This window comes from Trinickia sp., from assembly GCF_051954495.1.
In the GTDB taxonomy this organism is placed as follows: domain Bacteria; phylum Pseudomonadota; class Gammaproteobacteria; order Burkholderiales; family Burkholderiaceae; genus Trinickia.
This window is the reverse complement of sequence record NZ_JBQCHR010000115.1, coordinates 29,759-42,115: the sequence shown is the minus strand read 5'-3', so window position 1 is coordinate 42,115 and position 12,357 is coordinate 29,759. Positions and strand designations below refer to the sequence as shown.

Sequence of the window (12,357 nt, the reverse complement as noted above, 5' to 3'; positions counted from 1 at the left end):
CAAAACCCGCTACGAGGGCCCGCGCAAATCCTGGGCAAACCTACCTGCTCCAAGGACTCCCGCTTCCTTCGCGCTGTCCGTTCGACTGCGCGAAGGGCGTGATTCTAGGCGCGTTCGTTTCGCGCCGCAAGCGAAAATTTGAGCAGGCCGTTCAACGATGCTTGAACGCCGGTTTGCGCTTTTCCAGAAACGCTGCCATACCTTCCTTCTGATCTTCCGTGGCGAACAAGGAATGGAACAAGCGACGCTCGAAGCGGATGCCCTCGGCAAGCGTCGTCTCGTACGCGCTGTTCACCGATTCCTTCACCATCATCACGGCCGGCAATGGGAATTCGGCGATCGTCGCAGCGGCGGCCAGCGCTTCGTCCAGCAGCGACGCGGCCGGAACGACGCGGGACACGAGTCCTGCCCGCTCGGCCTCCGCGGCGTCCATGAATCGAGCCGTCAGGCACATATCCATCGCCTTCGCCTTGGACACCGCGCGAGGCAGGCGCTGCGTGCCCCCCGCACCCGGCATCACGCCGAGCTTGATTTCGGGTTGCCCGAACTTCGCCGTATCGGCCGCAATGACGATGTCGCACATCATGGCGAGTTCGCAGCCGCCACCGAGCGCGAAGCCGCCCACCGCGGCAATGATCGGCTTGCGGATCGAGCGCACCGTCTCCCAGTTGCGCGTGATGTAGTCGCCCTTGTACACGTCCATATAGGTGTAGGTCGCCATCATGCCGATATCGGCGCCGGCCGCGAACGCCTTCTCGCTGCCCGTCACGACGATCGCGCCGATGCCTTCGTCGGCATCGAACACCCGCAGTGCGGCACCCAGTTCGTCCATCAGCGCGTCGTTCAACGCGTTGAGCGCCTTCGGGCGGTTCAGCGTCACGAGTCCAACGCGCCCGCGCGTTTCGACCAGAATGTTTTCGAAGCTCATGCATCCTCCATTTTTTAGGTGCGGGGTGGGCGCGAAAAGCGTTCGCGCCCACCCTGAAACAATGCTAACATTCGCCAACCAACCGGTCGGTCGGTTAATTAATACGATCCATCGTTCGATTACCGGCCTGCTCCCCCAACGCCTGGCCTGCCCCCTTGTCTCGCTATGACCCATCCTCTATTTGCGAAGCACGAAGACACGCTGAAGAACGCCCTCAATGCCATCGGTTCGCGCGGCTATTGGAGCCCCTTCGCGGAGATGCCGAGCCCCAAAGTGTACGGGGAAACCGGCAACGCGGACGGAGAAGCCGCTTTCAAGGCGCATCTCGACCATCAATTCGTCCTCGACCAACCCAGCACGGGCGAATGGGTGGGGACAGAGCAGTCGCCGTTCGGATTCGCGCTCGGCGTACGCTATCCGAAGGCCGATGTCACGGCGCTGCTCGCAGCGGCCGGTGCCGCTGAAAAAAGCTGGCGCAAGGCCGGCCCGCAAGCATGGGTCGGAGTCAGCCTCGAAATCCTGAGCCGACTCAACCGCGCCAGCTTCGAAATCGCCTATAGCGTCATGCACACGACTGGCCAAGCCTTCATGATGGCTTTCCAGGCCGGTGGCCCGCACGCGCAAGACCGTGCACTCGAGGCCGTCGCCTATGCATGGAACGAGTTGAACCGCGTACCCGCCGACGCCCACTGGGAAAAGCCCCAGGGCAAGAACCCTCCGCTCGCCATGCACAAGCGCTTCACGGTCGTGCCCCGCGGCATCGGCCTCGTGCTCGGCTGCTGCACGTTCCCCACGTGGAACGGCTACCCGGGCCTGTTCGCCGATCTCGCGACGGGCAATGCCGTGATCGTCAAACCGCACCCCGGCGCGATCCTGCCGCTCGCCGTTACCGTGCGAATCGCCCGGGATGTGCTGCGCGAAGCCGGCTTCGATCCGAACGTCGTCACCCTGCTCGCGACCGAACCCAACGACGGCCCGCTCGTGCAGGACCTGGCTCAACGTCCCGAAATCAAGCTGATCGACTTCACGGGCAGTACGCAAAACGGCACTTGGCTCGAGCGCAACGCGCACCAAGCGCAGGTGTTCACGGAGAAAGCCGGTGTCAATCAGATCGTCGTGGACTCGGTCGACGATTTGAAAGCTGCCGTGCGCAACATCGCCTTCTCGCTTGCGCTGTACTCCGGCCAGATGTGCACCGCGCCGCAAAACATCTACGTGCCGCGCGACGGCATTCGCACGGCCGAGGGGCACGCAAGCTTCGATGAAGTAGCGGGGGCACTGGCCGGCGCCGTGCAGAAGCTTGTCGCCGACCCGGCTCGCGCCGTCGAACTCATCGGCGCCATTCAAAACGAAGGCGTCTTGCGTCGCATCGACGAAGCGCGCTCCCTCGGTCGCGTGCTCGTCGACAGCCAGAGCCTCGAGCACCCCGCGTTTCCACAGGCTCGCGTGCGCACCCCGCTCGTGCTGCAACTCGACGCTGCGAAAGACGCGGCCAAGTTCAGCGGCGAATGGTTCGGCCCGATCTCGTTCGTCATCGCGACCGACTCCACGCGGCAATCGCTCGAACTGGCGTCCTCGCTGGCCGCCCAGCACGGGGCACTGACGCTGTCGGTCTACAGCACGGACGAGGCGATCCTGGAGGACGCGCACGAAGCGGCTATCGACGGCGGCGTGGCGCTCTCGATCAATCTCACCGGCGGTGTGTTCGTCAATCAATCGGCCGCGTTTTCGGACTTCCACGGCACCGGCGCCAACCCCGCCGCCAATGCAGCCCTGACAGACGCCGCGTTCGTGGCGAACCGCTTCCGCGTGGTGCAGAGCCGAGTGCATGTTGCCCCTCGCGAAACATCCGCGGAAGTCGTCCGAACGGCATAGGCCGTCCGGACGAATGGAGCCTGTGCACCGGCTCCCCTAATATGAAGTCGAAAGCCCCCGCATGGCGGGCTCATTCTCGCTGGAAACGATCCGATGACCGAAGCCTACATTTGCGATGCGATTCGCACCCCGATCGGCCGCTACGGCGGCGTACTGAAGGATGTTCGTCCCGACGATCTCGCGGCCGTTCCCATCAAAGCACTCGTGCAACGCAACGCAGGGGTGGACTGGCGCACGCTCGACGACATCGTCTACGGGTGCGCGAATCAGGCGGGGGAAGACAACCGCAACGTCGCGCGCATGGCGACCCTGTTGGCCGGCCTGCCGACCGATGCGCCGGGCGCCACGATCAACCGCCTCTGCGGTTCGGGCATGGATGCCGTCGGCTCGGCGGCGCGCGCGATCAAAGCCGGCGAGGCTCGCCTGATGATCGCCGGTGGCGTGGAAAGCATGACGCGTGCGCCTTTCGTGATGGGTAAGGCGGCCAGCGCGTTCTCGCGGCAGGCCGACATCTTCGACACCACGATCGGCTGGCGCTTCATCAACGCGCGCCTGAAGGCGCAATACGGCGTCGATTCGATGCCCGAGACAGGCGAAAACGTCGCCGAGCAATTTTCGGTCAGCCGCGCCGACCAAGACGCCTTTGCCCTGCGCAGCCAGCAGAAGGCAGCCCGAGCACAGCACGACGGCACGCTCGCGCAAGAAATCGTGCCCGTCGAGGTGCCGCAAAAGAAGGGCGAGCCGCTCATGGTGTCGCGCGACGAGCATCCGCGCGAAACGTCGCTCGAAGCGTTGGGCAAGCTCAAGGGCGTCGTACGTCCGGACGGCACCGTCACGGCGGGCAATGCCTCAGGCGTCAACGACGGCGCGTGCGCGCTGCTGCTCGCCAATGAAAGCGCCGCTTCGCAATATGGGCTTCGCCGCCGGGCGCGCGTTCTCGGCATGGCCACGGCCGGCGTGGAGCCGCGCATCATGGGTATCGGTCCCGCGCCCGCCACGCAGAAGCTACTGCAACGGCTCGGGATGTCGCTCTCGCAATTCGACGTCATCGAATTGAACGAGGCGTTCGCATCGCAGGGGCTCGCCGTGCTGCGCATGCTGGGCGTTCCGGACGACGATCCTCGCGTCAACCCGAACGGCGGAGCGATCGCACTCGGCCATCCGCTCGGCGCGTCCGGCGCGCGGCTCATCACGACGGCGCTGTATCAACTGGAGCGAATCGGCGGCCGCTACGCGCTGTGCACGATGTGCATCGGCGTAGGCCAGGGCATCGCAATCGCTATCGAGCGAGTTTGATCCCCGGCCGGCGATCGGAAACGCGCCGGCGGGAGACAGTTCAACGAGTGCCGTGCACGCGAAGGCACTAAAGAGAGTGAGGAGACGTTCGATGCAATATGAAGCGATTCGCGTTGAGATCGACGCGGCGGCTCACGTCGCCATCGTGACGCTCAACCGCCCGGAGAAGCTCAACAGCTTCACGCGTGCGATGCACAAAGAGCTGAGCGCCGCCCTTGACGAGGTGGTCGCCTCCGGCGCGCGCGCCCTGGTACTAACCGGTGCGGGACGCGGGTTCTGCGCGGGCCAGGACCTCGCGGACCTGAACTTCGAGCCCGGTGCGATGACGGATCTGGGCGCATTGATCGACGAGCACTTCAATCCGCTGGTGCGCCGCCTGCAGGCGCTGCCCTTGCCGGTGATCGCGGCCGTGAACGGTATCGCGGCCGGCGCCGGCGCCAATCTCGCCCTGGCGTGCGATCTCGTCATCGCCGGGCGATCGAGCCATTTCGTCCAGTCGTTCGTCAAGATCGGGCTCGTTCCCGACTCGGGCGGCACGGCATTTCTGCCGCAGCGCGTCGGCATGGCGCGCGCGCTTGGCCTTGCCATCACCGGCGACAAAATCAGCGCCGAGCAAGCCGAACGCTGGGGATTGATCTGGCAAGTGGTCGACGACGCCCAATTGCAAGCCTCGGCCGCGCAGCTTGCCGCGCAGCTCGCCCAGCAGCCCACGCGCGCGATCGCCGCCATCAAGCGCGCGATGCGCGCGAGCACGACCCAATCGCTCGATCAGCAACTCGACCTAGAACGCGATTTGCAGCGCGAACTCGGCAATTCATACGACTACGCGGAAGGCGTGCAGGCATTCATCCAAAAGCGCGCACCGCGCTTCGAGGGGCGTTGAGATATGTCGTCGACAGACGCGCAAGCAACACACACGAGCGCAGCATCGGAACACCCGACGTCCGACGAGCTGGCGCGCGCCGTGGGACAAGCGATGTACGCGGCGGACGCGGCTAGCCGTGCGCTCGGCTTTGAATTGGCCGAAGTGCGAGCCGGCTATGCGCGTATGCGCGCCGCCGTGCGCCCCGACTTCCTCAACGGCCACGGCATCTGCCACGGCGGCCTCATCTTCACGCTGGCCGATTCGACGTTCGCATTCGCCTGCAACTCGTACAACGTGAACACGGTGGCGTCGGGCTGCTCGATCGAATTCTTGCGTCCGGTTCACGGCGGCGAGGTCCTCACCGCCGAGGCGATCGAGCAAACGGTGAGCGGGCGAACCGGTATTTACGATATACGCGTCACGAACGGCACAGGCGAGACAGTCGCGATGTTTCGCGGCAAGTCAGCCCATATCAAAGGTCACGTGATTCCGCCCGCGTAATGTCTGTCGCCGCTTGCGCCGCCTCATCGGCGGCCGGCGAGTGCACGTTTTAGTAGTACGCGACGGGCAGCCAGCACGCCCGCCGGCCATGATTTTTTAGATGAGACAGGAGACATGAGATGACCACCGCGCTGCCGCTCGATCCGATAGAGACCGCGAGCCGCGACGAGCTCGCCGCGCTTCAGTTGGAACGGCTGAAGTGGACGCTCAAACACGCCTACGAGAACTCGATCGTCTACCGGCGCAAGTTCGACGAGGCGGGCGTGCACCCGGAAGACCTCAAGACTCTCGCCGACCTCTCGCGCTTCCCGTTCACGACGAAGAGCGACTTGCGCGACAACTACCCGTTCGGCATGTTCGCGGTACCGCAGGACAAGCTCTCCCGCATTCACGCCTCATCGGGCACGACCGGCAAGCCGACGGTCGTCGGCTATACGGCCCGCGACATCGATACCTGGGCCGATCTCGTCGCGCGCTCGATTCGCGCGGCAGGCGCACGACGCGGCGACAAAGTGCATGTCAGCTACGGCTATGGGCTCTTCACGGGCGGCCTCGGCGCGCACTACGGCGCGGAGCGCGCGGGGCTGACCGTCATCCCCTTCGGTGGCGGGCAAACGGAAAAGCAAGTGCAGCTGATCCAAGATTTCAAACCCGACATCATCATGGTGACGCCGAGCTACATGCTTTCGATCGCCGATGAGCTCGAGCGGCAAGGCGTCGACCCGGCGCATTGCTCGTTGCGGATCGGCATCTTCGGCGCCGAGCCTTGGACGAACGACATGCGTCGCGCGATCGAAGCGCGCATGGGCATCGACGCGGTCGACATCTACGGGCTGTCGGAAGTGATGGGGCCGGGCGTGGCGTCCGAATGCGTCGAGACCAAAGACGGCCCGACGATCTGGGAAGATCACTTTTATCCCGAGATCATCGATCCGGTCACCGGCGAAGTGCTGCCCGACGGCCAATTCGGTGAGCTCGTCTTCACGTCGCTCACGAAGGAAGCGCTGCCGATCATTCGCTACCGAACCCGCGACCTGACGCGGCTGCTGCCCGGCACCGCGCGCACGATGCGGCGGATGGAAAAAATCACCGGGCGCTCGGACGACATGATGATCATCCGCGGCGTGAACGTCTTCCCGACGCAGATCGAAGAATTGCTGCTCAAGCAGCCTTCGCTCTCGCCGCACTACCAAATCGTCCTGACGAAAGAAGGGCCGCTCGACGTCATGACGCTCAATGTCGAGCCGTGCCCCGACACCCGGGCCGACGATAGTGCGCTCGCCGCCGCGAAATCGGCCCTGGCGTACGACATCAAGGCGCTGATTGGTGTGACGGCCATTGTCAACGTGCTGCCGGTGAATGGCATCGAGCGCTCGGTCGGGAAAGCGCGGCGCGTGGTCGACAAGCGTTCGGTCTGAGCTTGGCGCACATGCCGGAGGGCGAACGGCGCAGACGATGCAAATGCAATGCGTAGCCTGCCGCCCTCCCCGCCGGCCATTCCAATCATTGAGCTGAGCTGCTCAATCACTCAGCCGGTCAGGAATTCGGTAACAGCAGCCACATCCGGCCAGCTTGCTTCATCTTGCCGGCGAGATCGCCCGCGTCGTCGCCGAGTCCCCAGAAATAATCCGCGCGCACTCCACCGCGAATCGCACTGCCTGTGTCTTGAGCAAACACGAGCCGATTCATCGGCGTATTCGTGAACGGACGCGTCGTTTCCAAAAATACGGCCGTACCGAGCGGGATCGAGGCGGGGTCGACGGCAATCGAACGCTCCGGCGTCAGCGGCACGCCGAGCGCCCCGATCGGCCCGTCTCCGCCCGCCGAAGCGCTCGGCGTCGCCGGCATCTCTCGAAAGAATACGAAGCGCGGGTTCGTATCGAGCAAGTTCGCGACGCGCGCGGGATTGGCGCGCGCCCAGGCTTTGATGCCTTGCATGGTCGCCTGGGCCGGGGTGATTTCGCCATGATCGAGCAGCCATCGGCCGATCGACTTGTAGGGCTGGTTGTTGGAGCCGCCGAACCCGACGCGCATCACGCCGCCGTCCTCGAGCATGACGCGTCCAGAGCCCTGCACTTGCAGAAAGAACGCTTCGATCGGATCGTCGACCCAGACGAGTTCGTTACCGTCTAGCACGCCGGAACGCTCGAGCTGGGCGCGAGGCGGCAGAGCGGCGCCCGCGCGATAGCCGGACGGCCAACGATAAAGCGGATATTGATATGTCCCGCGCCGCGTACGAGAGCCATGGAGTAGCGGTTCATAGTACCCGGTGACGAGACCGTCGACCGACCCGTCGCCATTGGCGAGCTGGAACGGCGTGAAATACCGCTCGAAGAAGGAGCGTGTTTCGGCCGCATCGAGATCGTCGAGCTGAGAAGCCGCCGCACAAGCGCGCCGCCAAGTGCTTTGTTGTCCGACCCGGATGCAGTTCTCTCGCAACGCGGCCGCCGCGCCGATCAGTGAATCGTCTTGCCAGCCCGGCACCTGTTGCCATGCCACGGGCGTCAGGCGCGCGGGCGACAACGCGCCCGTGATAGCCGTGACGGGGCCTGGTCCTGCCCCGCCGACGGGAGACACCGGCCGAACCGCGGGACCGCCGCCGCATGCAGCGAGCAACACGGCCGCGGCGAGCGCGGCCGCGCGGCCAAGGAGGGACGGATGAATACGCATACAATGTTCGTTCTTAATGGAAATCGCCATGTCCGCTCTATTCGACGAATACCCCATGCTGATTTTTGCGCTCGAAGCGCTCGTGGCGCTGGCGCTGCTGGTGTTCATCGTCGTATGGACGATGTCGGGCAGAAAGAAAGATGGCCGGGCCGCGAATGGCCGCGCCGCGAATGGCCGGGCCGAGGATCGCGGCGCGCCGCGGTAGGCTCGTAGAACGACGGTCCGCGCCGCATCTTCGGCGGCCGGCTCGCGTGCCGCCGGCGCTGCGCTTTCCCACCATCGCGCGCCCTGCCTCAATGCAGCGTGCGCGGCATCTGCAGCGTGAACTCCGCCACCGGCGCCTCGAACCGTTCGCCGTCCTCGGCAACGCAAAAATAGGCGCCGCGCATCGTCCCAACCGGCGTTTCGATGACGGCCCAGCTCGTGTACTCGAACTGCTCGCCCGGTTGCAGCAGCGGCTGATGACCCACCACCCCTAGGCCCTTCACTTCCTGCACCTGGTTTTCGCTGTCGGTGATGATCCAATGACGCGCGATCAATTGCGCGGGGATCTGTCCCGTGTTGCGGATGGTCAGCGTATACGCGAAAGCGTACTGGCGCCGCTCGGGATTGGACTGCTCCGGCAAATAGCGCGTCTGCGCCGACACGCTCAGTTGATACTCGCTCATCCTGATTCCGTTCTTTGAAGGATCGACGCGCCCGGCCGGCGGCGTCGAAACGGGGCGAGCCGGACGGCTTGCCGTGTGGCGCTTAGCCGCGCCGAGATTTCATCGACCGACGTTTGAGCAAACGCCGATTCGCCCGCAGGCGCCGCGACGGCGGTCGCTTTGGTTTCGCATTCTGATGGATGCCGCCCCCGGCCGCAACCGCGGCGCCCCCGGATCGGCCCAGGCCTCGCGACAAGCTAAAATAGCGGTTTTCCGTTCAACGGCCGAGGCCAAGGCTTTCGCCGATCATCCCGCTTCTCACGCCATGACGCAATTTCGCATCGCTCCCAGCATCCTGTCCGCCGATTTCGCACGGCTCGGCGAAGAAGTCCGCCATGTCGTCGACGCCGGCGCCGATTGGATCCATTTCGACGTGATGGACAACCATTACGTGCCCAATCTGACGATCGGCCCGCTTGTGTGCGAGGCGATCCGTCCGCATGTACAAGCCCCGATCGACGTCCACCTCATGGTGCGCCCCGTGGATCGAATCGTGCCCGACTTCGCCAAGGCCGGCGCGAACATCATCAGTTTTCACCCGGAAGCGTCCGAGCACATCGATCGCACGCTGTCGCTGATTCGCGATCACGGCTGCAAGGCCGGCCTCGTCTTCAATCCGGCGACGCCGCTCAATTATCTCGATCACGTCATGGATCGCGTGGACCTCGTACTGATCATGTCGGTCAACCCGGGCTTCGGCGGCCAGTCGTTCATTCCCGAAGCGCTGAACAAATTGCGCGATGCCCGCGCGCGGATCGACGCCTACAAAGCCCGGACGGGCCGCGAGATCCATCTCGAGGTGGATGGCGGGGTGAAGGTCGAGAACATCGCGGAAATCGCGGCCGCGGGCGCCGATACGTTCGTGGCCGGTTCGGCCATTTTCGGCAAACCCGACTATCGCGCCGTGATCGGCGACATGCGCAACCGGCTCGCCGGCGTCGACCGGGCATGAGCACGAGCGCCGGCCCCGCCCCTCACGCCGCGACGCCCACGGCGGCTAGAGCTCTGAAAGCGGCCGTCATCGATCTCGACGGCACCATGGTCGATACCGCCGACGATTTCACGGCCAGCTTGAACGGCATGCTCTCCGAACTCGGCGCACGCCCGATCGCGCGCGAGGAAGTCGTCGGCTATGTGGGCAAAGGTTCGGAGCATCTCGTTCGCAGCGTGCTGGCTGCGCGGCTTTCCGCCGACGAAAGCGAAACCCGCTTTCCCGAGGCGCTCGATCGCTATCAGGCGCACTACGCCGCGGTCAACGGCCGCCATACGCGCCTGTATCCGGACGTCGAGCCGGGGCTCGCCGCGCTCGCGCGCGCCGGCATGAAGCTCGCCTGCGTGACCAACAAGCCGCATCGGTTCGCCGTGGCGCTGCTCGAGCAATACGGGCTCGCCCCGTATTTCGCGGTCGTACTGGGCGGCGACAGCGTCGCGCGCAAAAAACCGGACCCGCAGCCGATGCTCGCGGCCTGCGACGCGATGGGCGTCGCGCCTAGCGAAGCCGTGGCGATCGGCGATTCGGAAAACGACGCGCTCGCCGGCCGGGCGGCCGGCATGGCGACGTTAACCGTGCCGTACGGCTACAACCATGGCAAAGCTATACAAACGATAAATTCGGATGGTATAGTCGCCACGTTGCTCGAGGCCGCGCGGCTCATCGCGGGTTCATCGCCCGCCGTCGGTTCGGCGCCTTCGGCCCCGCAGCAGCCTATCGATCACTGACGACTTAAGTCATTCCACTCATGTTTCTGAACAAAAAACGGAGTCCGAGCAGTATCGACCGGGGAGCCTGGCCCTGGCGTCGCTCGTCGCGCTAACCTCTTTCGAGGTACGCTGAAGGTCGTCTTCAGCACCGTTTTTTGATTTCGCCGCGCATTCGCGCAACATTCGCCGTACCGCCCAAACGATCGCTTTCATCCGTTTACGGGTCGCTGCGCTCGCGCGTTTACGGCTTGCCGCACGCATTCTTCGCCCACCTTCGGGCAACGCATGTGTCGGCCATTCGAACAGGATCGGAACATGACCGAACTCGAGTTTCAGTCCCTCGCGAACGAGGGCTACAACCGCATCCCGCTGATCGCCGAAGCGCTCGCCGATCTCGAAACACCGCTTTCGCTCTATCTGAAGCTCGCGCAGCCCGAACGCGGCGGCGCCAATTCGTTCTTGCTCGAGTCCGTCGTCGGCGGCGAGCGGTTCGGCCGCTACTCGTTCATTGGCCTGCCGGCGCGCACGCTCGTGCGCACGAGCAATGGGGTCAACGAGGTCGTGCGCGACGGACATGTCATCGAGACGCACGAAGGCGATCCGTTCGAATTCATCCAGCAGTTCCAAGCGCGCTTCAAGATCGCCCAGCGCGCTGGGTTGCCGCGCTTTTGCGGCGGGCTTGCCGGCTACTTCGGCTACGACGCCGTCCGCTATATCGAGAAGAAGCTCGCGCACACGGCCCCGCCCGACGATCTGAATCTGCCCGACATCCAGTTGCTGCTGACCGAGGAAGTCGCCGTTATCGACAATCTCGCCGGCAAGCTCTATCTGATCGTCTACGCCGATCCCACCGCGCCCGAGGCTTATGCGCGCGCGAAACAGCGGCTTCGGGAGCTGCGCCAACGGCTGCGGGCCACGGTGCAGCCGCCTGTCACCTCGCCGAGCGTGCGCACCGAGACCTACCGCGAGTTCGCGCGGGACGATTACCTCAATGCCGTGCGCCGCGCGAAGGAATACATCGCCGCGGGCGAACTCATGCAGGTGCAGGTCGGTCAGCGGCTGATCAAGCCGTATCGCGACAATCCGCTTTCGCTCTACCGTGCGCTGCGATCGCTCAATCCGTCGCCGTACATGTACTACTACAATTTTGGCGAGTTCCACGTGGTCGGCGCATCGCCCGAAATCCTCGTGCGCCAGGAAAAGCGCGGCGAGGATCGCATCGTCACGATCCGGCCGCTGGCGGGCACGCGCCCTCGCGGCAACACGCCCGAGCGCGACGCCGAACTCGCGACCGAGCTGCTGAACGATCCGAAGGAAATCGCCGAGCACGTCATGCTGATCGATCTGGCGCGCAACGACGTGGGCCGCATCGCGCAGACGGGCTCGGTGGCCGTGACGGACAAGATGGTGATCGAGAAGTACTCGCACGTTCAGCACATCGTCAGCTCGGTGGAAGGCAAGCTCAAGCCCGGCATGACGAATTTCGACGTGCTGCGCGCGACGTTCCCGGCCGGTACGCTCTCGGGCGCGCCCAAGGTGCGCGCGATGGAGCTCATCGACGAACTCGAACCGGTCAAGCGCGGGCTCTACGGCGGCGCGGTCGGCTACCTGTCGTTCACCGGCGAGATGGATTTGGCCATCGCCATTCGCACGGGACTCATCCATAACGGCAATCTGTATGTGCAAGCGGCGGCCGGTGTCGTCGCCGACTCGGTGCCCGAATCGGAATGGCAGGAAACCGAAAACAAGGCCCGCGCGGTGCTGCGCGCGGCCGAGCAAGTGCAAGACGGCCTCGACAGCGACTTCTGAGCGGA

At 64.8% G+C, this 12,357-nt stretch carries 12 protein-coding genes; 9 read left to right on the top strand and 3 right to left on the bottom strand.

Annotated features, from left to right (window positions below; all coding sequences use genetic code 11):
* Positions 1-151 precede the first annotated feature (151 nt).
* Complete coding sequence (locus ACTHNR_RS15515; RefSeq protein ID WP_440548546.1) at positions 152-928, bottom strand: enoyl-CoA hydratase; 777 nt, start codon at positions 926-928, stop codon at positions 152-154.
* A 165-nt stretch (positions 929-1,093) separates the two neighbouring features.
* Between ACTHNR_RS15515 and paaN the strand changes: the two genes are divergently transcribed.
* From paaN to paaK, 5 genes are all read left to right on the top strand, one after another.
* Complete coding sequence (gene paaN, locus ACTHNR_RS15510) at positions 1,094-2,803, top strand: phenylacetic acid degradation protein PaaN (protein ID WP_440548545.1); 1,710 nt, start codon at positions 1,094-1,096, stop codon at positions 2,801-2,803.
* 93 nt (positions 2,804-2,896) lie between these two features.
* Positions 2,897-4,099, top strand: coding sequence for a 3-oxoadipyl-CoA thiolase (gene pcaF, locus ACTHNR_RS15505; protein ID WP_440548544.1), 1,203 nt, complete (start codon positions 2,897-2,899; stop codon positions 4,097-4,099).
* Between the two features lie 91 nt (positions 4,100-4,190).
* The gene (gene paaG, locus ACTHNR_RS15500) at positions 4,191-4,982 is read left to right on the top strand and encodes a 2-(1,2-epoxy-1,2-dihydrophenyl)acetyl-CoA isomerase PaaG (protein ID WP_440548543.1); all 792 of its coding nucleotides are present in this window, start codon (positions 4,191-4,193) and stop codon (positions 4,980-4,982) included.
* 3 nt (positions 4,983-4,985) lie between these two features.
* Positions 4,986-5,465, top strand: coding sequence for a hydroxyphenylacetyl-CoA thioesterase PaaI (paaI, locus tag ACTHNR_RS15495; protein WP_440548542.1), 480 nt, complete (start codon positions 4,986-4,988; stop codon positions 5,463-5,465).
* A 119-nt stretch (positions 5,466-5,584) separates the two neighbouring features.
* Positions 5,585-6,883, top strand: a complete 1,299-nt coding sequence (gene paaK / locus ACTHNR_RS15490) for a phenylacetate--CoA ligase PaaK (RefSeq protein ID WP_440548541.1) — start codon at positions 5,585-5,587, stop codon at positions 6,881-6,883.
* Between the two features lie 118 nt (positions 6,884-7,001).
* Here the strand turns inward: paaK and mltA are convergent, their stop codons facing one another.
* Positions 7,002-8,243, bottom strand: coding sequence for a murein transglycosylase A (gene mltA, locus ACTHNR_RS15485; RefSeq protein ID WP_440548540.1), 1,242 nt, complete (start codon positions 8,241-8,243; stop codon positions 7,002-7,004).
* On the opposite strand from mltA, the gene ACTHNR_RS15480 reads away from it, so the two are divergent.
* Entirely contained in the window at positions 8,152-8,340 is a 189-nt protein-coding gene (locus ACTHNR_RS15480) for a hypothetical protein (RefSeq protein ID WP_440548539.1), read from the top strand. The genes mltA and ACTHNR_RS15480 overlap by 92 nt on opposite strands.
* An 88-nt stretch (positions 8,341-8,428) precedes the next feature.
* Here the strand turns inward: ACTHNR_RS15480 and apaG are convergent, their stop codons facing one another.
* Positions 8,429-8,803 carry a Co2+/Mg2+ efflux protein ApaG gene (gene apaG / locus ACTHNR_RS15475; RefSeq protein ID WP_440548538.1) on the bottom strand — a complete coding sequence of 125 codons (375 nt, stop codon included), beginning with the start codon at positions 8,801-8,803 and terminating at the stop codon, positions 8,429-8,431.
* Positions 8,804-9,107: 304 nt separating this feature from the next.
* Between apaG and rpe the strand changes: the two genes are divergently transcribed.
* The 3 genes from rpe to trpE all read left to right on the top strand — a co-directional run bounded on the left by rpe (position 9,108) and on the right by trpE (position 12,352).
* Positions 9,108-9,794, top strand: coding sequence for a ribulose-phosphate 3-epimerase (rpe, locus tag ACTHNR_RS15470; RefSeq protein WP_440548537.1), 687 nt, complete (start codon positions 9,108-9,110; stop codon positions 9,792-9,794).
* On the top strand, positions 9,791-10,561 hold the full coding sequence (locus ACTHNR_RS15465; RefSeq protein WP_440548536.1) for a phosphoglycolate phosphatase: 771 nt from the start codon (positions 9,791-9,793) through the stop codon (positions 10,559-10,561). The genes rpe and ACTHNR_RS15465 overlap by 4 nt, the downstream gene beginning before the upstream one ends.
* A 297-nt stretch (positions 10,562-10,858) precedes the next feature.
* On the top strand, positions 10,859-12,352 hold the full coding sequence (gene trpE, locus ACTHNR_RS15460) for an anthranilate synthase component I (protein WP_440548535.1): 1,494 nt from the start codon (positions 10,859-10,861) through the stop codon (positions 12,350-12,352).
* Positions 12,353-12,357 lie beyond the last annotated feature (5 nt).